Origin of the sequence: Micromonospora maris AB-18-032 (genome assembly GCF_000204155.1) — a bacterium.
Taxonomy (GTDB): domain Bacteria; phylum Actinomycetota; class Actinomycetes; order Mycobacteriales; family Micromonosporaceae; genus Micromonospora; species Micromonospora gifhornensis.
This window is the reverse complement of sequence record NC_015434.1, coordinates 4,064,575-4,086,253: the sequence shown is the minus strand read 5'-3', so window position 1 is coordinate 4,086,253 and position 21,679 is coordinate 4,064,575. Positions and strand designations below refer to the sequence as shown.

Below are 21,679 nucleotides of genomic sequence, written 5' to 3'. Positions count from 1 at the left end.
GCGGCTGGCAGTGAACGGGCTGAACCTGGATGCGGGTTGGCGGTGGCCGGGGGTGGCCGCATGAGTCGGCCCGGGTTCGGCGGCGGCGACCTGCCGGCGGTCTTCCCCGACTGGTCGCCCTACACCGACCTCGAATCGGCGGCGCGGGCGTACCTGCGTGACCCGGACGTCGCGCTGGAGGCGCTCGGCGGTGTGCTGCGGGGGGCCTCGGTGCTCGGCTTCACCCTGGAACGCTTCGTCAACGAGGTAAACGGGGTGTGGCAGGAGGTCGTCGTCTGCGACGGCAGTCGGCTGGTGCTCTGGCACGGCGAGGACGTGCCGCCGGGGGAGGGCCCGCCCGGGTCGATGACCTCGTCGCTGCGGGTGGTGCCGGTCTCCTCGGTCACCGAGGTCGGCTGCCGCCGCCGGCTGTTCCGGCACGACAACGGTGAGATCCGGGTCGACAGCATCGACGTGTACCTGCTGCTGACCTCGCTCGACGAGACCCCGCCCAGCGAGGAGACGGCCGGCGGGCCACGCCACGACGCGCTGCGCTTCGGCAAGACCCTCGACGACGGCGGCGCCGGGCAGATCGCCCGGCTGGAGGAGTTCGCCCGCCTGGTCGCCTCGGTGGTCGGCCGCCCGCTGCTGTGAGTGGTCGGTCGCCCGCTGCGGTACGGCGGGCAGCGGGCTCAGTCCTCGGCGTCGGGGCCGGCCACCTCCACGCCGTCGCTGGCGCGGACGACGTGGATGCACTCGCCCGGGCACTCCCGCGCCGAGTCGATCACCTCGAGGCGCAGGTGCTCCGGTACGCCGACGCGGGCACCCGGGGCCTGCTGGAGCTCACCGTCGGGGCCCTTGACGTACGCCAGGCCGTCGACGTCGAACTCGAATACCTCGGGCGCGTACTGCACGCACAGCCCGTCGCCCGTGCACAGATCCTGGTCCACCCAGACCTGCACCTCGTCGGTCGCGACCTCGGCCACCGGTGCACCCCCCATGTTCTCGCGTCCCACCCCCCGACGGTACCCGAATGCCCGTACCCGCCCGCCAACCCACCCTTGGCGATCAAGCTTCGGTGACGGGCGCGTTGCGGAGGACCGAATCGGGCTCATAGCGGCTAGTGTTAGGTCAGAACGTTCAAGCCCCCCGGGGAGGTGGGACGTGGCACGCAGCGACGACGCGGACTCGCGCGCCGCACGGTGGGAGAAGGAGGCCCACGATCTCTCCACGCAGGTCGCGTTCCTTCAAGAGGAACTCGCTCTGGTGCGGCGCAAGTTGACCGAAAGCCCCCGACACGTGCGGCAGCTCGAAGAGCGACTGTCCGCCACCCAGGCGCAGTTGGCGCGGCTGACCGAGAACAACGAGCGGCTCGTGAGCACCCTCAAGGAGGCTCGCGCGCAGATCGTGACGCTCAAGGAGGAGATCGACCGGCTGGCCCAGCCACCCAGTGGCTACGGCGTCTTCCTGGCCAGACACGACGACGGCACGGTGGATGTCTTCACCGGCGGGCGCAAGCTGCGCGTGGCCGTCTCGCCCTCGCTCGACGTGGGTGAACTCCAGCGCGGCCAGGAGGTCCTGCTCAACGACGCGCTCAACATCGTGGACGCGTTCGGCTACGAGCGGGTCGGCGAGGTGGTCATGCTCAAGGAGATCCTGGCGGGCCCCGAAGGCGCGCCGGGTGACCGGGCACTGGTGGTCTCGCACTCCGACGAGGAACGGATCGTGCACCTCGCCGAGACATTGATCGGCAGCGCGATCCGGGCCGGCGACTCGCTCATGATCGAACCGCGTTCGGCGTACGCGTACGAGCGGATTCCCAAGAGCGAGGTCGAGGAGCTGGTGCTGGAGGAGGTGCCCGACGTCGACTACAGCGACATCGGTGGCCTGCACTCCCAGATCGAGCAGATCCGTGACGCGGTGGAACTGCCGTTCCTGCACGCGGACCTGTTCCGTGAGCACCAGTTGCGTCCGCCGAAGGGCATCCTGCTCTACGGCCCGCCCGGCTGCGGCAAGACGCTGATCGCCAAGGCGGTGGCCAACTCGCTGGCGAAGAAGATCGCCGAGCGGCGGGGCGAGGAGAAGCACACCAGTTTCTTCCTCAACATCAAGGGCCCGGAGCTGCTCAACAAGTACGTCGGCGAGACCGAGCGGCACATCCGGCTGATCTTCCAGCGGGCCCGGGAGAAGGCCGGCGAGGGCACGCCGGTCATCGTCTTCTTCGACGAGATGGACTCGGTCTTCCGGACCCGTGGCTCCGGTGTCTCCTCCGACGTGGAGAACACCATCGTGCCGCAGCTGCTCAGCGAGATCGACGGCGTGGAGGGTCTGGAGAACGTCATCGTCATCGGCGCCTCCAACCGGGAAGACATGATCGACCCGGCGATCCTGCGTCCGGGGCGACTCGACGTCAAGATCAAGATTGAGCGTCCGGACGCCGAGGCGGCCAAGGACATCTTCTCCAAGTACATCCTCTCCGGTCTGCCGCTGCACGCCGACGACCTGGCCGAACACGGCGGAGACGCCCAGGCCACCGTCGCCGCGATGATCGACGCGGTGGTCCTGCGGATGTACTCCGAGACGGAGGAGAACCGCTTCCTGGAAGTCACCTACGCCAACGGTGACAAGGAAGTCCTGTACTTCAAGGACTTCAACTCCGGCGCGATGATCCAGAACATCGTCGACCGGGGCAAGAAGATGGCCATCAAGGAGTTCCTCACCTCCGGCCGCAAGGGGCTGCGTCTGCAGCACCTGCTCGACGCCTGCGTCGACGAGTTCCGCGAGAACGAGGACCTGCCCAACACCACCAACCCCGACGACTGGGCCCGCATCTCCGGCAAGAAGGGCGAGCGGATCGTCTACATCCGTACGCTCGTCTCCGGAGGCAAGGGCACCGAGGCCGGTCGCTCCATCGAGACCGCCAGCAACACCGGCCAGTACCTCTGACCGCTACCCGCAGGGCCCGTGACGGTGTCGTCACGGGCCCTGCGTCTGCGTGCGGCACCGCGCCACGTCCCGCACAAGTCGGGCGGCAGGGCTAGACTCCGGACAACCCTCCTCGTATGCAAGGATTTCGCGTGCCCGCCGAGCAGCACACCGTGGCCCCGCTGATCGTCCCGAGTCTGACCGCCAGCCCTGGCAAGCCGTACCGTCGATGGAACCTCGCCGTGCTGGCCGCGCTGCCGGCGGCCTGGCTGCTGCCGCTCGCCGCGGTCGCCCTCGACGCCCGCTGGGTCTTGCCCCCGCTGGTGCTGCTCGCCACCGCCAGCCTGCTGCGCGGCGGCCGTACCCTGCTCGACCGGCTGTTGCTGGCCACCATCCTGCTGGTCTGCCTCACCACCGCGGCCGGTCTGCTCTTCGCGGTCTGGCCCTGGGGGATGAACCCGGTGGCGGTCAGCGGCACCGCCCTCACCGCCCTCGTGCTGACCGCCCTGATCACCGGGCGGCGTCCCACCCTGCCGCGCCCGGCCTGGCCCGACCTGCTGCCCGTCATCGGCACCACCGGCCTGCTCTGGTATCTCGCCCAACCCCTGCTGCGCGCCGGCGACCTGGGCGGCCGGCTGAGCATCCTCCACCGAGGTGAGGACTACCTGCGGCACCTGAGCCTGGTCGACGTCATCGGTCGGCACGGCGGCTACCTCTTCGTCGACCCCGCCGCCGTCCGCGACGACCTGTTCTCCGCACTCGTGCACTACCCGCAGGGCTGGCACCTGCTCGTCGCCCTGCTCGACAGCCACCGCACCCCGCCCGGCGGTGGGCCGGCCGGCGCAGCCGCCGTGGAGCCGTTCCTCTGGTGGAACTTTGCCACCTTCGGGCTGCTGGTCCTCGTCCTGCTCTGGGCCGCACAGCGGCTCCCCGGCCCGCTGCACCCGCTGAGCCGCCTCGTGCTGACCGTCGTGGTCGGCGCACTCGTGCTCGGCAGCCAGATGCCCCGGATGCTGGTCTCCGGATACCCCACCGAGACGCTCGGACTGACCCTCACCATCGTGCTCGCCGTGCTCGTCGCCCGGCCGGTCGGCGCACCCCGGGAACACTTCCTGCTGCTCGGTGCCCTGCTCGTCGGCATCGGCTACAGCTACTACCTGTTCCTGCCCGCCGCCGCACTCCTCGCCCTCGGGTCGCTGCTGGCGCGGCGTCGCGAAGTACGCCGACTGCGCGGCACCACGCTCGTCGTCGGCCTGGCCACCGCCGTGCTCGCCCCGGTGCCGATCCTGCTCGGCGTGTTCCGTGCCAACCAGACCGAGTCGCTGGCCGCCACCGTCGGGCCGGACCTGACCGAGACCTGGCTCGCCCTCGGCGGCCTCGGCGTGTTCGTGGTGCCCGCCCTGCTGGTGCACGCGGTACGACGCGGGCGGGCCGATCCGGCCTGGCGACGCTGGCTGTTCGCGCTGCTGGTCAGCGTGGTGCTCACGCTGGCCATCGGTCAGGCCAGCATCAGCGTCGGTGGTCAGGCCGGCTACTACTTCAACAAGGCCGGTCACCTCACCACCGTGCTGCTCATCATCGGCACCGCCGCGGTGGTGCGACTGCTGCCGGTGCCGCCCCGGGGCCGTCCGCTGCGCACGGCCGTGGCCGGTCTCACCGCCGTCACGGTCGCCGCCGCCACCGTCTGGTTCGCCGGGGTCACCGGCGGGCAGCGCAGCCTGCTCGTCGTCACCCCGCAGAGCTGGGCGCAGCGCTGGGTCCACCAGGACCTCGACCGACCCGGCCGGGCCACCGCCGTGTGCGAGCAGGTCCTCCAGCGCTACCCGGCCGCCGACGGTGTCACCACGCTCATCCTCGACCGCCGGCCGTACCAGTCCTACCTGGCGAACATCTGCGTCTCCACGCTGCAGGGCACCACCGCCCAGACCGAGGCCGGCATCTACGAGATGGTCTTCGTCGAACCGGGCCGGACCTGGCAGATGCTGCACCGCGTACCCGGTGAGATCCGGCTGGTGGCGGTCACCGACGGGGCCCGGGTACGGACCAACCGGATCCTGCGCGCCGTGCCTGAACTGGCCGCAAGGGTGAGTATGGAGACGATGATCATTGATGATCCGCCGAGCTGATCCCCGCGACTTGCGACGCACCGACCACCACGGCAGGCCCCCGTGCGCTCACATGCCGACTACGCTCGGATGTGACGGGGATCGGTCGGGCAAGCGAAGCGGGTAGGTCGATGAGCGTAAGACGGATCATGGGCACCGAAGTCGAGTACGGCATCTCCGTGCCCGGTCAGGCCGGGGCCAACCCGATGGTCACCTCGTCCCAGGTGGTGAACGCCTACGGCGCCCGCCCGGAACTGAACCGGGGCGGTCGGGCGCGCTGGGACTACGAGGAGGAATCGCCACTGCGCGACGCCCGGGGCTTCACCTACTCCGGTGCGGTGTACGACCCGGCCGAGGCGCTCGCCGACGAGGATCTCGGGCTGGCCAACGTCATTCTCACCAACGGGGCTCGGCTCTACGTGGACCACGCCCACCCCGAATACTCCACTCCGGAGGTCACCAACCCGCGTGACGTGGTCCGCTGGGACAAGGCGGGGGAGCGGGTGATGGCGGAGGCCGCGCGTCGGGCCGCCACCATTCCCGGCACCGCACCGATCCACCTCTACAAGAACAACACCGACAACAAGGGCGCCAGCTACGGCGCGCACGAGAACTACCTGATGCGCCGGCAGACGCCGTTCGCCGACATCGTGGCGTACCTGACCCCGTTCTTCGTGACCCGTCAGATCGTCTGCGGCGCCGGCCGGGTCGGCATCGGGCAGGACGGCGGCCAGAACGGCTTCCAGATCTCCCAGCGAGCCGACTTCTTCGAGGTCGAGGTGGGGCTGGAGACCACCCTGAAGCGGCCGATCATCAACACCCGGGACGAGCCGCACGCCGACGCCGACAAGTACCGCCGGCTGCACGTCATCATCGGCGACGCCAACCTCTCGGAGATCTCCACGTACCTCAAGGTCGGCACCACCGCGCTGATCCTGACGATGATCGAGGAGAAGGCGCTCGGCGCGGACCTCGGCATCGCCGACCCGGTCGGTGAGCTGCGTGCCGTCAGCCACGACCCGTCGCTGACCCACCGGATGCGGTTGCGCGACGGCCGCCGGCTCACCGCGCTGGACGTGCAGTGGGCCTACCTGGAGCGGGTACGCGCCTTCGTCGAGGACCGCTACGGCAGCGACGTCGACGAACAGACCGCCGACGTGCTGGACCGCTGGGAGTCCGTGCTGGACCGTCTCGGCCGCGACGTGATGCTCTGCGCCGACGAACTCGACTGGGTGGCCAAGCTGCGATTGTTGGAGGGCTACCGGGAGCGGGAGAAGCTCGCCTGGGGTTCGCACAAGCTGCAACTGGTCGACCTTCAGTACTCCGACGTGCGCCCGGAGAAGGGGCTCTACCACCGGCTGGTCTCCCGGGGCGCGATGAAGACGCTGCTCAGCGACGAGGAGAGTCGCTCGGCGATGACCGAGCCGCCGGAGGACACCCGCGCCTACTTCCGGGGCCGCTGCCTGGCGCAGTACGCCTCCGAGGTGGTCGCCGCCAGCTGGGACTCGGTCATCTTCGACGTCGGCCGGGAGTCGCTGGTGCGGGTGCCGATGATGGAGCCGGAGCGCGGCACCAGGGCGCATGTCGGGGCGCTGTTCGACAGGTGCGCCAGCGCCAAGGACCTGCTGGAGAGCCTGACCGGCGGCTGAGTGGCCGGTGGTTGTCGCCGTGTGCGGTTTCCGTACCGGCGCGCGTGAGGGATTCGTCGCTCCCGCGAGGTAAGTTCATCGCAGGGAGATCGTGGAGGAGGCAACAGTGGCCACTCGTGACAGCGGCGGTCAGTCGCAGTCGGGCAAGTCCCGCCAGGGCGAAGAGGTCGAGGACGTCACCGTCGAGGCGAACCCGGAGGTCGCCGAGCGGCACGCCGAGATCACCGAGGACGTCGACGACCTGCTCGACGAGATCGACTCCGTCCTTGAGGAGAACGCCGAAGAGTTCGTGAGAGGATACGTGCAAAAAGGAGGCCAGTGATCATACCGGCTTAAATTGGACATGGCGGGAATGCGGTACGACGGAAGCGGTCAGCTTCGCTGCCGTGACTGCGGTCAGTGGAAGGCACCTGAGGAATTCTGCTCGAACAGCAAGCGTCCCAATGGTCGAGGTAGCTACTGCAAGCCATGTTTCAACATCCGGTCGAAGGCCAGTTACGCCAAACGGGTGAAGCTTCAGCATGGCCGGGAAGTGAAGCCAGCCCGAGAGGTGCCTGACGGGCACCGATTCTGCGCGGACTGTGGCAGCGTCAAACCGCTTGCCGCGTTTCCCCGCAACCGCGCCGACAGTTCGGGCTACGCCACCTACTGCAAGCCCTGCCACAACACCCGAACGCATGAGACGAAGCAGCGGCTCTACGGTGGGACCCGCGAGTACCACCTGCGGCGTCGCTACGGCATCGGGCAGGCGGAGTTCGACGAGCTGTTGGCCGAGCAGGGTGGGGTTTGCGGGGTGTGCGGTGACCCCGATCCGGAACATGTGGACCACGATCATGCCACCGGGTGGGTGCGCGGGATACTCTGCTTCAACTGCAACGGTGGTCTTGGCCAGTTCCGTGACAGTCCCATGAGGCTGGCCAGGGCCATCACGTATCTGAGAGGAACCACGTGGCAGCGGGTTTTGATCCATCCGGGCGTCTACCAGATGTGTTCACCAACGCGGGGACGTCCTCCTTCACGTCGTTTCTGAGCAAGGTGGCCCCCGAGATGCTGCCCGGCCGCCGGCCGCTGCCCCCGGGCATGGCCGCCGACCTCGCCCCACACGCCACCACGATCGTGGCCATCTCCGCGGCCGGTGGCGTCGTGATGGCCGGCGACCGGCGGGCCACCATGGGCAACCTGATCGCCCAGCGGGACATCGAGAAGGTGCACCCGGCCGACGCGTACTCGCTGGTGGGTATCGCCGGCACCGCCGGCATCGGCATCGAGCTGATGCGACTGTTCCAGGTGGAGTTGGAGCACTACGAGAAGATCGAGGGCGCCATGCTCTCGCTCGACGGCAAGGCCAATCGTCTCGCCTCGATGATCCGGGGCAACCTCGGCGCCGCGATGCAGGGGCTGGCGGTGATCCCGCTGTTCGCCGGGTTCGACCTGGCCGCCAAGGACCCGGCCCGGGCCGGTCGGATCTTCAGCTTCGACGTCACCGGCGGCCCGTACGAGGAGACCGGCTACGACGCGATCGGCTCGGGTTCGCTGTTCGCCCGGTCGGCGTTGAAGAAGCGGTTCCGGGCCGGCCTGTCGATCGACGACGCGGTGCGGTTGGCGGTGGAGGCGCTCTACGACGCCGCCGACGACGACACCGCCACCGGTGGCCCGGACCTGACCCGGCGGATCTACCCGGTGGTGATGACCGCGACGGCGGAGGGGACGCACCGGCTGACCGACGCGGAGACGTCGGCGATCGCCGAGAGCGTCGTCGCCGGCCGGATGGAAAACCCGGGCGGCTGAGCCGGTCCCGCAATCCCACCTGATCGCAGTTGCCCAGCACAGCGCCTGAAGGAGAGCCGCCGCCGTGGCCATGCAGTTCTACGCCTCGCCCGAACAGATCATGCGCGACCGTTCCGAGCTGGCCCGCAAGGGCATCGCCCGGGGACGCAGCGCGGTGGTCCTGAGCTACGCCGGCGGGGTCCTCTTCGTTGCGGAGAATCTCTCCAGCACCCTGCACAAGGTCAGTGAGATCTACGACCGCATCGGGTTCGCCGCGGTCGGCAAGTACAACGAGTTCGAGAACCTGCGCCGCGCCGGGGTGCGGATGGCCGACCTGAACGGCCTCAGCTACGACCGGCGCGACGTCACCGGCCTGGCCCTGGCCAACGCGTACGCGCAGACCCTCGGCGCCATCTTCACCGAACAGTCCAAGCCGTTCGAGGTGGAGATCTGCGTGGCCGAGGTGGGGGCCACGCCGGAGGAGGACTCGCTGTACCGGCTCACCTACGACGGCTCGGTCAACGACGAGCCCGGCCGGATGGCGATGGGTGGCCAGTCCGAGGCGATCGCCGGGGTGCTGAAGTCGCACCACCAGCCGGACATGTCGCTCGGCGACGCGGTGAAGGTGGCGGTTCAGGCGCTGAGCAGCGTCGGTGGTGAGGGCGGTGCCGCCCGGACGATAGCCGCCAACCAGCTGGAGGTGGCGGTCCTGGACCGCAGCCGGGTGGGGCGTACCTTCCGGCGAATCACCGGCGCGGCGCTGACCGCGCTGCTCGACGGCAGCGCGGCGGGTGAGGCCGCCGACGAGGACCGGGCGAAGACCCCGACGACGCCGACCGAGGAGGCCCACAAGCCGACCACCTCGGCGGGCTCGGCCGACCTGGAGGACAAGCCCGGCAACCCGTCCGAGGCCTGACCCCACCCCGGTCCGGCCGATCCGACTCGGCCCGACCACGCTCTGCGCGGCGCTCGGCAGCTTTCCGCTGCCGAGCGCCGCACCCTTTGTCGGTCCACCTGCCCGGCCCAACACCCACCGAGACCGGGCCGTACGCCCGACCCGACCCTCCACGAACTCGACTCGGCCCTCCGCGCGCTGATGCACGGACTGCGCCGTCTCGAGGGGTGAGCGGGCCGGGGTGGGTCAGGGGCGGGCGAGCAGGGGGCGGACCAGGGTCCACCAGGCGGCGGCGATCGCGTTGAACACGCCCATTCCGGGTGGGGCGTCCACGTTCGACGGTGCCACCCGGGCGGTGATCAGGTGGGCGAGGGTGCCGTCGCCGACTGTGCGTTCGGACTGGAGTTGGCGGCGGCGGGTGCGTACCCAGGTGCGGTGCTGCCACAGCCAGGCCCAGCCGCGTACCTTCTGTCGGCCCCAGCCGCCGGCGAGGGCGGCGGCGAGCATGGCGGCCTCGGTGAGCAGCAGCATCGGTGCCAGCAGCGCCAGGGTCCGTCCCTGGTACGCGGTGAGCAGGGTGACCAGCCGGTTGCGTTCTACCAGGTAGAGCTTGAGGGCGTTGCGGGAGAACTCGTAGTGGTGGCGGACCACCGCGTCGGGCACGTACTCCAGCCGTAGGCCACGGTGCCACAGCCGGAGGCTGAGTTCGGTGTCCTCGTGGTAGGCGAAGTACTCGGTGGCGAAGCCGCCCAACTCCTCCCAGCGTTCCCGGCTGATCACGAAGCAGCAGCCGCTGAGCGACGGTACGGCGGTGCGGCGAGCGTGGGCGGCGGCCGGCTCGCCGTTGCCGCCGGCCCAGGACAGGCCGGTGAAGTGCAGCGGGTTGCCGGAGGTGTTGATCAGCTCGGGGTTGTCGGCGAGGCGGATGGAGGCCATCGCGGCACCCACGCCGGGCTCGGCGGCCACCGCGGTGACCTTGGCGAGCGCGTCGGGGGCGACCACCGCGTCGGAGTTGACGAAGGCCAGCCAGTCGCCGCCGGCCTCGGCGGCGCCGAGGTTGCAGCCGCCGGAGAAGCCGGTGTTCTGCTCCGGGCGGATCACCCGTACGCCGGGCAGGCCCTTGACCACGTCGATGCCGTCGCTGGTGCACCCGTTGTCGACCACGATCAGCTCCACGTCGACTCCGGTGCTGGCCAGCACCGCCTGTGCGGCGTCGACCAGCCAGGGTTCGGGGCCGTAGGCGAGCATCACCGCGGTCACTCGGGCCGGGCTCATCGGACACCTCCGGGGGCGGTCGCGGGCAGCGTCACCGCGACGGGTGGGTTCGGATCGGACTGACGACGGCGGCGCAGCAGGGCGAGCATGACGGCGGCGACCACCACCGAGCCCACGGTGTAGCCGAGTTCGACCCGCAGGGCGACCGACAGCGGGGCCAGGGTCGCGGCGGCCAGCGCGGCGACGCCGAGGGTCCAGGCCACCGCCTGGGCGCGGTGCCGGTCGCGGGCCAGCAGCGCCTGGCCGAGCACCATCGCCCACAGGTACGCCTGGGTGGCCACGGCGAGCCAGGCGAAGTCGCCGTGGCCGAGGATCGCCGGCGCGTCGAAGAGGGCGGTTACGAGCCAGGGCCCGAGCAGCACGGTCAGCACTCCGCCGCCGACGCCCAGGGCGGTGACGACCGCCAGGGCGCGCCGCAGCAGACCGCCGAAGGCCGCCTTGTCGTCGGTGGCGGCGGCGGTGGACAGGCCGGGTAGCAGCGCGGCCTGCATCGAGCCGAAGACGAACAGCGGGATGCGGACCAGCACCAGCGCCGACAGCAGCGCGCCGGCGGTGGCGACGTCGTCCGGGGCCAGCAGCCGTACGTTGATCACACCGACGTTGACCACGACCTGCGACAACAGGCTGGAGACGGTGAGCAGGGCCAGTCCGCGCAGCAGCGGCGGCCAGGGCATCGGCGTCCCGCCCCCGACGGCGCGGGCCACCGGCGGGGCGGTGAGGGCGACCGCCAGCAGCGGCGCGGCGACCAGCACGAGGGCGTACGCCACGGGAGAGTCGACTCCGGCCGCGGCGAGGGCGGTGACCCCGCCGATGCGCAGCCCACCGTCGAGCCCGAGCTGGCTGCCGTACCAGGTGAACTGGCCCAGCCCGGCGAGCACCCCACGGGTGGTGTGCGCCAGCGCCAGCGCGACAAGCGCGCCGACCAGCGTGGCCACCATGGCGCGGTCGCCGTCGAAGAGGCGCTCGGCGAGGGTGTCCGTGGCGGCGGTGACGGCCAGGACGAGCAGGGTGAGCACGGCGGCGGCGACGGTCGCGCCCCGCGCCAGCACCGGGCCCGGTGGCAGGTCACGGGTACGCCGGGCGGCGACCAGCCGGGCGACCTCCTGCTCGACCGGCAGGAACACGCCGATGCCGACGGTGAAGACGATCGACCAGAGCACCGACAGCGACGAGTAGTCGCCGGGGGTGAGGGTGTGCCCGGCCACGGCCAGATGCACGTACGAGGCCACCCCCACCAGGGCCAGCCCGGCCCCGACGGGGACGGTGCCGGGTGGGACGAGGCGGAGCAGTCGGCGGATCACCGGCGGATGAGCGCCAGGGTGAGGACCGCCAGCGCCCGCCCGAGGTAGATCATCGCCTTGGCGGGGGAGTGGCTGGGGGTGCCGGCCATCCGTCGTCGCATCGCCACCGGGACCTGCTGGATGCGGTAGCCGCGGCGGGCGGCGTGCACAAGCGTCTCGACCGTGTCGCCGAGGTACTCCGCCGGGTACCAGCGGGCGAACATCTCGATCATGCGGCGGTTGGCGGCGCGGAACCCGGAGGTGGTGTCGGTCAGCGTGGTGCCGGCCAGGCCGGACAGCACCATCGACAGCATGCCCATCGCCCAGCGGCGCGGTCCGCGTACGGCGTAGTCGCCCTCCCCGGCGAACCGGGCCCCGATGACCAGGTCGTAGTCGTCGAGCAGGTCCACCAGCTTCGGCACGTACCGGGGGTCGTGCTGTCCGTCGGCGTCGATCTGCACCGCGACGTCGTAGTCGTGGTCGTGGGCGTAGCGGTAGCCCAGCCGCATCGCCCCGCCGACCCCGAGGTTGTACGGCAGCCGGGCGACGCGGGCACCGGCGGCGGCGGCGACGGCGGCGGTACGGTCGGCCGATCCGTCGTCGACGACCAGCACGTCCACGCCGGGCAGTTCGCCTCGGATCTCGCGGACCACGTCGGCGATCGAACCGGCCTCGTTCAGCGCCGGGATGATGACGAGCAGTCGTTTGCCGTTAACCATCGCGGCTCACCAGTTCCTGCCGGTCGGCCCGTTCCGCCCGGTCGGCCTCGACCTCGGCGCGGAGCAGGGCGAACTCCTCGGCCAATGTCCGGGTCTCCTCCTCCAGGGCGCTGACCTCCCAGCTGAGGTGGATGCAGACCAGCAGCAGGAAGACGATGCCGAGGAAGAGCACCAGAGAGACGCCGGAGGCCACGCCGACCAGGTCGGCCACGCCGTCGAGCAGCCGGGGGAACAGCGACAGCGGGATCACCACGAACAGCAGCCCGAGCCAGAGCATGCCGTACTTCTCCCGCAGCTGCCGCCGGCGCAACAGCTCGACGATCGTGGCCAGCAGGACGAGTCCGGTCAGGCCGGTGACCAGGGTGAGCTTCATGCGACCTTCCACGGGGAGGGTGGAGCGGCGGGGGTGAACGCTTCGGTCAGCGTGGTGTGCCAGTCCGGCAGGGGGGACAGGCCGGCCTCGGTCCATCGGCCGTGCCGCAGCACACTGTACGCCGGTCGCGCGGCCGGACGCGGAAACCGACTGCTGGTGGTGGGTCGGATCCGGTCGGGGTCGAGCCCGTGCAGGGCGAACACCGCCCGGGCCAGGCCGTACCAGGTGGTCTCGCCGGTGCAGGTGCCGTGCCAGATGCCGGGCCGCGCCCGGCCGTCCCGGGCCGCCTCGGCGAGCCTGACCAACTGCTCCGCCAGCGCGTACGACCAGGTGGGTTGGCCGCGCTGGTCGTCGACGACGTCGAGGAAGTCGCGCTGTTGCGCCAGGCCGAGCATGGTGGTGACGAAGTTGCGGCCGTGGGTGCCGTACAGCCAGGCGGTACGCACCACGTGGCCACGGTCGGGCAGCAACCGGCGCACGGCCTGTTCCCCGACCAGCTTGCTGCGACCGTACGCGTTGACCGGGGCGGTCGGCGCGTCCTCCGGGTAGGGGGTGTCGGCGTCACCGGCGAAGACGTAGTCGGTGGAGACGTGCAGCAGGTATGCGCCGTGGGTGGCGCACGCGGTGGCGAGATGGGCCACGGCGGCGCCGTTGACCGCGGTCGCCGCCGCCTCGTCCTGCTCGGCGCCGTCGACGTCGGTCCACGCGGCGGCGTTGAGCACCACGTCGTGGCCGGCCACCGCGTCGGCGACGGCGGCCGCGTCGGTGACGTCGAGTTGGGTGCGGGTGACGGCCGTCACCGTGTGGTCGGGGTGGCCGGCGAGCACCTCGACGGCGTCCCGCCCGAGCATCCCGCCGGCACCGGTCACCAGGAATCTCATCCGGCCGACGCCTTCCGCAGCGGCTCCCACCAGGAGCGGTTGTCGCGGTACCAGTCGACGGTGTCGGCGAGCCCGTCGTCGAGACCGACGGTGGGCGCGTACCCGAGCTCCTTGTTGATCTTGTTGATGTCCAGCGAGTAGCGGCGATCGTGGCCCTTGCGGTCGGCGACCAGGGTGACCCGGTCCCAGTCCGCGCCGCACGCCTGCAGCAGCCGGCCGGTCAGCTCCTTGTTGGTCAACTCCGTGCCACCGCCGATGTGATAGACCTCGCCGGCCCGCCCGCCCTGCTGGACCATCGCCACGCCCCGACAGTGGTCGTGCACGTGCAGCCAGTCCCGCACGTTGCCGCCGTCGCCGTACAGCGGCACGGTCCGGCCGTCGAGCAGATTTGTCACGAACAGCGGAATGACCTTCTCGGGGTACTGGTAGGGGCCGTAGTTGTTGGAGCAGCGGGTCACCACCACGTCCAGGCCGTGGGTGCGGTGGTAGGCCAGGGCGAGCAGGTCGGAGCCGGCCTTCGAGGCCGAGTACGGCGAGTTCGGCGCCAACGGCCAGTCCTCGGTCCACGAGCCCTCGGCGATCGAGCCGTACACCTCGTCGGTGGAGACGTGCACGAATCGACGCACCCCGTGCCGCAGCGCGGCGTCGAGCAGTGTCTGCGTACCCAGCACGTTGGTGCAGACGAACGGCCCGGCGCCGGAGATCGAACGGTCGACGTGCGACTCGGCGGCGAAATGCACGATGACGTCTTGCCCCGCGACGACCTCGTCGACAACCTCGGCGTGACGGATGTCACCGTGTACGAACCGAAGCCGGGGATCGTCCGCCACCGGTGCCAGGTTGGCCCGGTTGCCCGAGTAGGTGAGCGCGTCGAGCACCGTCACCTGGGACGGCTGGATCGGGGGCACCCCCTCGGCGCTGCCCCCGGGCGCGCCCAGCAGCATGCGCACGTACTCCGAACCGATGAAGCCGGCGCCGCCGGTGACCAGGATCCTCACGGGTCCGGAAGTCTACGCGAAACACCCGCATTCGCCTCCGCTCGCGCCCGCGTGCCGGTTGCGGCACCTGTCGGTACGCTCCCCAGGTGCGTGGAATATTGCTGGCCGGTGGCACCGGATCGCGGCTGTGGCCGATCACCCGGGCGGTGTCGAAGCAGCTGATGCCGGTCTTCGACAAGCCGATGATCTACTACCCGCTCTCCACCCTGGTGATGTCCGGGGTGCGCGAGATCCTGGTGATCACCACGCCGGATGAGCAGGCCCAGTTCCAGCGACTGCTCGGCGACGGCAGCCAGTTCGGGCTGCGGCTGGAGTACGTCGCCCAGCCCCGACCGGAGGGCATCGCCCAGGCGTTCGTGCTCGGCGCGGACTTCATCGGCGACGAGGGGGTGGCGCTGATCCTCGGCGACAACATCTTCCACGGCGTCGGTCTCGGTCGACAGCTCGCCGCCGCCGGTGACCCGGTCGGCGGACGGATCTTCGCCTACCCGGTGGCGAACCCGCAGGCGTACGGGGTGGTGCACTTCGCCCCGGACGGCCGGGTGCTGTCGATCGAGGAGAAGCCGGACCAGCCCCGGTCCCGGTACGCGGTGCCCGGCCTGTACTTCTACGACAACCGGGTGGTGGAGATCGCGCGTGGCCTCACTCCCAGCAGCCGGGGCGAGCTGGAGATCACCGCGGTCAACGAGGCGTACCGCCGCTGGGGTGAGCTGTCGGTGACCGTCCTGGACCGGGGCACCGCGTGGCTGGACACCGGCACCTTCACCTCGCTGATGCAGGCCGCCGAGTTCGTCCGGGTGATCGAGGAACGGCAGGGCATGAAGATCGGCTGTATCGAGGAGGTCGTCTGGCGGGCCGGGCTCATCGACGACGACCAGTTGCGGGCCCTGGCCGAGCCGCTGACCAAGAGCGGGTACGGCGACTACCTGCTCGACCTGCTCGCCGGTGAGCGTCACGAGCTGATCAGCCCGGGAGAGGTGCGATGAAGCTGCGACAGTTGGGCATCGAGGGCGCCTGGGAGATCACGCCACAGCAGCACGGCGACTCCCGGGGGCTGTTCCTGGAGTGGTACCGCTTCGACCGGCTCGCCGAGGAGGTCGGTCATCCGCTGCGGCTGGCCCAGGGCAACCTGTCGGTCTCCGCCCGCCACGTGGTGCGCGGCATCCACTTCGCCGACGTGCCACCCGGCCAGGCGAAGTACGTGACGTGTGTGCGCGGCGCGGTCCTGGACGTGGTGGTGGACCTGCGGGTCGGCTCGCCCACCTTCGGCGAGTGGGAGAGCGTGCGCCTCGACGACGTGGACCGGCGGGCGGTCTACCTCGCCGAAGGGCTCGGCCACGGCTTCTGCGCGCTGACCGACGACGCCACCCTGAGCTACCTCTGCTCGACCACCTACAACCCGACGGCCGAGCATGCGGTGCATCCGCTGGACGAGGAGCTGGGCATCGAGTGGCCGACCGGCACACCGCTGCTGTCCGCCCGCGACGCCGCCGCGCCGAACCTGGCGCAGGTGCGCGCGGCAGGTCTGCTGCCGGAGTACGAGACGTGCCGACGGTACGCCGCCGAGCTGGACGCCGAGGCGCCCGACGGGTGCTGACGTCGCGAACGCGGCAAGCGTACGTGTCACGACAGTGACGAATCGGGGCTCCGTACGGCTAATGTCTCATCATGGAACGGCGAATCTTCGGTCTGGAGACCGAGTACGGCGTCACCTGCACCTACCGCGGACAGCGCAGGCTGTCCCCCGACGAGGTTGCCCGGTACCTCTTCCGCCGGGTCGTGTCCTGGGGCCGGTCGAGCAACGTCTTCCTGCGTAACGGCGCTCGGCTCTACCTGGACGTCGGCTCGCACCCGGAGTACGCCACCCCGGAATGCGACTCGGTGATCGACCTGGTGGCCCACGACCGGGCCGGTGAGCGCATCCTGGAAGGGCTGCTCATCGACGCGGAGAAGCGGCTGCACGACGAGGGCATCGCTGGCGAGATCTACCTGTTCAAGAACAACACCGACTCGGCCGGCAACTCGTACGGCTGCCACGAGAACTACCTGGTCTCCCGGCACGGGGAGTTCGGCCGGCTGGCCGACGTGTTGATCCCGTTCCTGGTCACCCGGCAGTTGATCTGTGGCGCGGGCAAGGTGCTGCAGACTCCACGGGGCGCGGTGTACTGCCTGTCGCAGCGCGCCGAGCACATCTGGGAGGGGGTCTCCTCGGCCACCACCCGCAGCCGTCCGATCATCAACACCCGCGACGAGCCGCACGCCGACGCCGAGCGGTACCGCCGGCTGCACGTCATCGTCGGCGACTCCAACATGAACGAGGTCACCACGCTGCTGAAGGTCGGCAGCGCCGACATCGTGCTGCGGATGATCGAGGCCGGGGTGGTGATGCGCGACCTCACCCTGGAGAACCCGATCCGGGCCATCCGGGAGGTGTCGCACGACATCACCGGCCGGCGGAAGGTGCGGCTGGCCTCGGGCAAGGAGATCAGCGCCCTGGAGATCCAGCAGGAGTACCTGGCCAAGGCGACCGAGTTCGTCGAGCGCCGGGGCGGCGACCAGACCGCCAAGCGGGTGGTCGAGCTGTGGGGCCGGGTGCTGCGGGCGGTGGAGACCGGCGACCTGGAACCGGTCTCCCGGGAGATCGACTGGGTGACCAAGCTGCGGCTGATCGAGCGCTACCAGCGCAAGCACGACCTGCCGCTGTCGCATGCCCGGGTGGCGCAGATGGATCTCGCCTACCACGACCTGCGTCGGGGTCGGGGCCTCTACGCCCTGATGGAGCGGCGCGGCGACGTGGACCGGGTGGCCACCGACCCGGAGATCTTCGAGGCGAAGGAGACGCCGCCCCAAACCACTCGGGCCCGGCTGCGCGGGGAGTTCATCCGGCACGCCCAGGAGAAGCGGCGGGACTTCACCGTCGACTGGGTGCACCTGAAGCTCAACGACCAGGCGCAACGCACCGTGCTCTGCAAGGACCCGTTCCGGGCGTACGACGAGCGGGTCGAGCGGCTGATCGCCAGCATGTGACCGGCTGCACCGGGCCCGTCCGCTCCGGACGGGCCCGGGTAGGCTGGCCGGACCATGTTTCCTTCCGAACCTCCCACCCCCGGCGCCCAGCGGCAGGGCTGGCTCGAACGCCGTCGCGACAAGGTCCGCGCCGAGATCGAGCGCAATCGCCGAGGCGAGTACACCGTCCCGACCTGGGTGCTGGCGGCCGCGCTGGCACTGATCGTCGGCGCCTGGCTCGCCTTGATCATCCTCGCCTGAGGTGTAAGGAAGGGCACCTTATTAACGCCTGCGGTAGAGCAGGGGCCCCCTTTTAACACGTACGCCCGGTCAGCTCAGGCCGTGCCGCTGCCGAGCAGGCGGGCGGCGTGCCGACCGGCCGCGGCGGCGGCCAGGAAGTAGGCGTGATCGGCGTCGAGCCCGCGGCCCATCGTCGACAGCGGCACCGGACTGCGCCGTAGCGCGGCGTCCAGCCCGGCGGTGTCCACCCGCAGCACGGTGTGCCGGTCGACGAGCGGCGTCAGCGCGGCGTCGACCTCGGCGGCCAGCGCCGGGTCCAGACCGTCGGGGACCACCAGCTCCGCGCGGGCCAGCGCCACCCGGCCGTACGCGGTCAGGCTGTGATGCGACACGCCACGGTGCCTCGGCCGAGGGTCGGCGTCGGAGATGCGCAGTGAGCCGACCGGCCGGCCGCCCAGCGTGGCGACCGCGTTGACCGCCTCGCCCACCGCCACGCCGGAGAAGCCCCACCGGGTACCGGTGCCCAGGTTGCCCGGGCCCTGCGCCACCACCGCCACGTCGGCGTGCAGCACGTGCCGGGCGGCGAGCAGACCGCTGTGCAGCGTCGACGCTTCCAGGTCACCGCCGAACGCCTGCCCGACGCTGATCGTGCCGACCAACTCGTCGCGCAGGGCGGACAGCGTCCGGGAGAACCAGGCGGGCAGCGCCCCACCGTCGGTGAGCAGGTACGCCACCCGGGCCTGCGGGGCGTCGGCGCGGATGCCGGCGAGGATGGCCGGCAGCGCCGAGTGCAGGTCGGCGGTCACCACCGGCAGGCCGCCCAGATCCTCGGCGGTGGCCAGCACTTCGTGATGCGGTGACGCCTCCTCGTCGACGCCGAGCAGGATCGGCTGCAGCGGGGTGTACCGGGCCTTCACCAGATGGCCGGCGTCGCGACTGTCGAGTGCCTGCGGCGGATCCGGCGGCAGCCGGTCCGGCACCGCCACGACCAGGGCGTACCCGCCGGTGCCCAACCCCATCAGCAGCGCCCCGGCGTTGAGCAGCACCCGGTCGCCCACCTCCGGCACGCCCACCAGCTCCGGGTACGCCAACGCCCGCATCGACGTCCCGTCGACGAGCGTGACATCCAACTCCACGGCCCCCGCCCACCGCCGCCGTACCCCCGCCACCGTCCCCACCCGCCACCGCACCATGCCCCGCACGCTAACCCACCCCACCCCACCCCTCTGCCCCACCACCCCCACCCCCACGCCCCGCCACGCCCCACGCCCCGCCACCCCCACGCCCCACCACCCCCACGCCCCGCCACCCCCACGCCCGTCCACCGCCCCGTCGATCTTGCACTTATGGTCGGGGCATAACGTGTCAAAAGGGGTGAATCGGCGACCAAAAGTGCAAGATCGGCGGGGTTGGATGAGGGAGGGGGTTGAGGTGTCGGCGGGGGTGCATGGGTGGGGCGGGTTGGCTGCTAGCGTCTACGGGGTGTCGCGCAGCCGCACCGAACGCCTGGTCAACCTGGTGATCTGTCTGCTGTCTACGCGGCGGTTCCTGACCGCCGCGCAGATCGCCGCGACCGTGCCCGGTTACGAGCACGATCCGGACGATGCCCGTGAGCACGAGGCGTTCCAGCGCAAGTTCGAGCGGGACAAGGCCGAGCTGCGGGAGTTGGGCGTGCCGCTGGAGACCGGCACGGCGAGCGCCTTCGACACGGAGCCGGGATATCGGATCGCCCGCAGGGAGTACGCCCTTCCGGAGATTCCGCTCAAACCCGACGAGGCCGCCGCGGTGGGCATCGCCGCCCGGCTGTGGCAGCACGCGGGGTTGGCGGCCGCCGCGTCGTCCGGCCTGGCGAAGCTTCGCGCGGCCGGCGTCGACGTGGACCCCCATGCCACCCTCGGGCTCGAACCGATGGTCAACGTCGATCCGGCGTTCGCGCCGCTGACCGCCGCCGCCCGGGACCGGCGCGAGGTCCGCTTCGACTACCGGGTACCGGACCGGGACGCACCCGATCACCGTCGACTCCAGCCGTGGGGCGTGGTCTGCTGGCGGGGACGCTGGTACGTGGTCGGCCACGACCTGGATCGTGACGCCACCCGCTGTTTCCGGCTGTCCCGGGTGGTCGGCCAGGTGCGCGCCACGGGTACGCCGGGCGCCTATCAGCCGCCCGTCGGTGTCGACCTGATCAGCCACGTGGCCCGCTGGTCCGGCCCGACCGAACACGCCGGACGGGCCACCGTGCTGGTCGCCCCCGGGCGGGCCGCCGGGCTACGTCGGGTGGCTGTCGAGGCGACTCTCGGGCCGGAGGCGGACCGCCTGGTCCTGCCGTACACCGACGTGGACCTGATCGCCGGTCACCTGGTCGGCTACGGACCCGAGGTGCGGGTGCTGGACCCACCGGAGGTGCGCGACGCGGTCATTCAGCGCCTCAAGGAGATCGCCGCCCACCACGACCTCCCGCCCGCCGTCCCGGTACGCGCGAGGAGTGAGCTTGCGAGCCCGGCAGTCGCGAACGGAAGGTTGAGCCGGTGAGCGCGAGGAGTGAGCTTGCGAGCCCCGCAGTCGCGAACGGAAGGTTGAGCCGGTGAGCGCGAAGGCTGGCACGCGGACCTCGGCCGACCGGTTGGCGCGGCTGCTCAACCTGGTGCCGTACCTGCTCGCCCGGCCCGGCATCGAGATCGCCGAGGCGGCCGGCGATCTCGGGGTGACCGAGCGGCAGCTGCGGGAGGACCTGGAGCTGCTCTGGGTGTGCGGTCTGCCGGGCTACGGTCCGGGCGACCTCATCGACATGGCCTTCGACGGCGACCGGGTGACCATCACCTACGACGCGGGTATCGACCGGCCACTGCGGCTCACTCCGGACGAGGCGCTCGCCCTGGTCGTCGCGCTGCGGATGCTGGCCGAGACGCCCGGGGTGGCCAACCGGGAGGCCGTCGAGCGGGCCCTCGCGAAGATCGAGGATGCCGGCGGTGACCTGGTGGCGGCGCCGGTCGAGGTGCGGTTGCCCGGTGACGCCCGCCGGGTCGAGCAGTTGCGGGCCGCGGTGGAGGGTGGGCGCGCGTTGCGCATCACCTACTACACGCGGGCGCGCGACGAGACCACCGAGCGGGTGATCGACCCGCTGCGGATGCTGATGGCCGGTGGTCGGGCGTACGTCGAGGCGTGGTGTCGGCGGGCCGAGGCGGTACGACTGTTCCGGGCCGACCGCATCGACGCGGTCACCGAGTTGAACGAGCCGGCCGTGGTGCCGCCGCAGGCCCGCCCCCAGGATCTCAGCGAGGGCGTGTTCCGCCCCTCGCCGGATCTGCCGTTGATCACGTTGCGGATCGGTCGGGGCGAGCGGTGGATCACCGAGTACTACCCGTGCGAGCGGGTGGAGTCCGACGGCGAGCGGTGGGTGGTCTCGTTGCGGGTCACCGACCTCGGCTGGGCCCGGCGGTTCGTGCTGGGCCTGGGTTCGGAGGTCACCGTGCTGGCTCCGGCGGAGCTGGCCGAGCAGGTCCGGGACACGGCGGTGGCGGCCCTGGAGGCGTACGCGACGCCGGTGCTGCCCGGCGCGGACCCGGCGGCGACGGTGCCGTGGCAGTAGG

Annotated in this window: 22 protein-coding genes; 14 read left to right on the top strand and 8 right to left on the bottom strand. The window is 71.0% G+C overall.

What is annotated here, in order from left to right; genetic code table 11:
- Window positions 1-60 precede the first annotated feature (60 nt).
- Window positions 61-633: a hypothetical protein gene (locus VAB18032_RS18075; RefSeq protein ID WP_013734324.1), complete on the top strand. Its 573-nt coding sequence runs from the start codon at window positions 61-63 to the stop codon at window positions 631-633.
- Between the two features lie 38 nt (window positions 634-671).
- On the opposite strand, the gene VAB18032_RS18070 is transcribed toward VAB18032_RS18075, so the two are convergent.
- Window positions 672-965, bottom strand: a complete 294-nt coding sequence (locus tag VAB18032_RS18070) for a ferredoxin (protein ID WP_013734323.1) — start codon at window positions 963-965, stop codon at window positions 672-674.
- A gap of 178 nt (window positions 966-1,143) precedes the next feature.
- Between VAB18032_RS18070 and arc the strand changes: the two genes are divergently transcribed.
- The 7 genes from arc to prcA all read left to right on the top strand — a co-directional run bounded on the left by arc (window position 1,144) and on the right by prcA (window position 9,341).
- Entirely contained in the window at window positions 1,144-2,925 is a 1,782-nt protein-coding gene (gene arc / locus VAB18032_RS18065; RefSeq protein WP_013734322.1) for a proteasome ATPase, read from the top strand.
- A 131-nt stretch (window positions 2,926-3,056) separates the two neighbouring features.
- On the top strand, window positions 3,057-5,030 hold the full coding sequence (locus VAB18032_RS18060) for a hypothetical protein (protein WP_013734321.1): 1,974 nt from the start codon (window positions 3,057-3,059) through the stop codon (window positions 5,028-5,030).
- Window positions 5,031-5,140: 110 nt separating this feature from the next.
- Window positions 5,141-6,658: a depupylase/deamidase Dop gene (dop, locus tag VAB18032_RS18055; RefSeq protein ID WP_013734320.1), complete on the top strand. Its 1,518-nt coding sequence runs from the start codon at window positions 5,141-5,143 to the stop codon at window positions 6,656-6,658.
- 106 nt (window positions 6,659-6,764) lie between these two features.
- Window positions 6,765-6,980: a ubiquitin-like protein Pup gene (locus VAB18032_RS18050; RefSeq protein WP_013734319.1), complete on the top strand. Its 216-nt coding sequence runs from the start codon at window positions 6,765-6,767 to the stop codon at window positions 6,978-6,980.
- Window positions 6,981-7,166: 186 nt separating this feature from the next.
- On the top strand, window positions 7,167-7,688 hold the full coding sequence (locus VAB18032_RS30850) for an endonuclease VII domain-containing protein (RefSeq protein WP_232510821.1): 522 nt from the start codon (window positions 7,167-7,169) through the stop codon (window positions 7,686-7,688).
- Window positions 7,607-8,446 (top strand): proteasome subunit beta, encoded by an 840-nt coding sequence (gene prcB, locus VAB18032_RS18040; RefSeq protein ID WP_043721183.1) that lies wholly within the window; start codon window positions 7,607-7,609, stop codon window positions 8,444-8,446. Before VAB18032_RS30850 ends, prcB begins: the two co-directional genes overlap by 82 nt.
- A 64-nt stretch (window positions 8,447-8,510) precedes the next feature.
- On the top strand, window positions 8,511-9,341 hold the full coding sequence (gene prcA / locus VAB18032_RS18035; protein WP_013734317.1) for a proteasome subunit alpha: 831 nt from the start codon (window positions 8,511-8,513) through the stop codon (window positions 9,339-9,341).
- A gap of 225 nt (window positions 9,342-9,566) precedes the next feature.
- Here the strand turns inward: prcA and VAB18032_RS18030 are convergent, their stop codons facing one another.
- The 6 genes from VAB18032_RS18030 to rfbB are packed head-to-tail and all read right to left on the bottom strand — an operon-like array spanning window position 9,567 to window position 14,846.
- Window positions 9,567-10,595: a glycosyltransferase family 2 protein gene (locus VAB18032_RS18030; RefSeq protein WP_013734316.1), complete on the bottom strand. Its 1,029-nt coding sequence runs from the start codon at window positions 10,593-10,595 to the stop codon at window positions 9,567-9,569.
- Window positions 10,592-11,896 carry a lipopolysaccharide biosynthesis protein gene (locus tag VAB18032_RS18025; RefSeq protein ID WP_013734315.1) on the bottom strand — a complete coding sequence of 435 codons (1,305 nt, stop codon included), beginning with the start codon at window positions 11,894-11,896 and terminating at the stop codon, window positions 10,592-10,594. Before VAB18032_RS18025 ends, VAB18032_RS18030 begins: the two co-directional genes overlap by 4 nt.
- A complete protein-coding gene (locus tag VAB18032_RS18020; protein ID WP_013734314.1) occupies window positions 11,893-12,594 on the bottom strand; it encodes a glycosyltransferase family 2 protein in 702 nt (233 codons plus the stop codon). Before VAB18032_RS18020 ends, VAB18032_RS18025 begins: the two co-directional genes overlap by 4 nt.
- Entirely contained in the window at window positions 12,587-12,967 is a 381-nt protein-coding gene (locus tag VAB18032_RS18015; protein ID WP_013734313.1) for a DUF2304 domain-containing protein, read from the bottom strand. Before VAB18032_RS18015 ends, VAB18032_RS18020 begins: the two co-directional genes overlap by 8 nt.
- Window positions 12,964-13,848 carry a dTDP-4-dehydrorhamnose reductase gene (gene rfbD, locus VAB18032_RS18010; RefSeq protein ID WP_043724851.1) on the bottom strand — a complete coding sequence of 295 codons (885 nt, stop codon included), beginning with the start codon at window positions 13,846-13,848 and terminating at the stop codon, window positions 12,964-12,966. Before rfbD ends, VAB18032_RS18015 begins: the two co-directional genes overlap by 4 nt.
- Entirely contained in the window at window positions 13,845-14,846 is a 1,002-nt protein-coding gene (rfbB, locus tag VAB18032_RS18005; RefSeq protein ID WP_013734311.1) for a dTDP-glucose 4,6-dehydratase, read from the bottom strand. The genes rfbD and rfbB overlap by 4 nt, the downstream gene beginning before the upstream one ends.
- Window positions 14,847-14,932: 86 nt before the next feature.
- Between rfbB and rfbA the strand changes: the two genes are divergently transcribed.
- The 4 genes from rfbA to VAB18032_RS17985 all read left to right on the top strand — a co-directional run bounded on the left by rfbA (window position 14,933) and on the right by VAB18032_RS17985 (window position 18,113).
- Complete coding sequence (rfbA, locus tag VAB18032_RS18000) at window positions 14,933-15,832, top strand: glucose-1-phosphate thymidylyltransferase RfbA (RefSeq protein WP_043721179.1); 900 nt, start codon at window positions 14,933-14,935, stop codon at window positions 15,830-15,832.
- Window positions 15,829-16,443: a dTDP-4-dehydrorhamnose 3,5-epimerase family protein gene (locus VAB18032_RS17995; protein ID WP_013734309.1), complete on the top strand. Its 615-nt coding sequence runs from the start codon at window positions 15,829-15,831 to the stop codon at window positions 16,441-16,443. The genes rfbA and VAB18032_RS17995 overlap by 4 nt, the downstream gene beginning before the upstream one ends.
- A 71-nt stretch (window positions 16,444-16,514) precedes the next feature.
- Window positions 16,515-17,873: a Pup--protein ligase gene (gene pafA, locus VAB18032_RS17990; protein WP_013734308.1), complete on the top strand. Its 1,359-nt coding sequence runs from the start codon at window positions 16,515-16,517 to the stop codon at window positions 17,871-17,873.
- 54 nt (window positions 17,874-17,927) lie between these two features.
- Complete coding sequence (locus VAB18032_RS17985; protein ID WP_013734307.1) at window positions 17,928-18,113, top strand: hypothetical protein; 186 nt, start codon at window positions 17,928-17,930, stop codon at window positions 18,111-18,113.
- A 74-nt stretch (window positions 18,114-18,187) separates the two neighbouring features.
- Here the strand turns inward: VAB18032_RS17985 and VAB18032_RS17980 are convergent, their stop codons facing one another.
- Window positions 18,188-19,285 (bottom strand): DUF3866 family protein, encoded by a 1,098-nt coding sequence (locus tag VAB18032_RS17980; protein WP_043721173.1) that lies wholly within the window; start codon window positions 19,283-19,285, stop codon window positions 18,188-18,190.
- A 289-nt stretch (window positions 19,286-19,574) separates the two neighbouring features.
- Between VAB18032_RS17980 and VAB18032_RS17975 the strand changes: the two genes are divergently transcribed.
- Both VAB18032_RS17975 and VAB18032_RS17970 read left to right on the top strand, forming a co-directional pair.
- On the top strand, window positions 19,575-20,621 hold the full coding sequence (locus VAB18032_RS17975) for a helix-turn-helix transcriptional regulator (protein ID WP_013734305.1): 1,047 nt from the start codon (window positions 19,575-19,577) through the stop codon (window positions 20,619-20,621).
- A gap of 52 nt (window positions 20,622-20,673) precedes the next feature.
- Window positions 20,674-21,678, top strand: coding sequence for a helix-turn-helix transcriptional regulator (locus VAB18032_RS17970; protein WP_013734304.1), 1,005 nt, complete (start codon window positions 20,674-20,676; stop codon window positions 21,676-21,678).
- Window position 21,679: the final 1 nt, after the last annotated feature.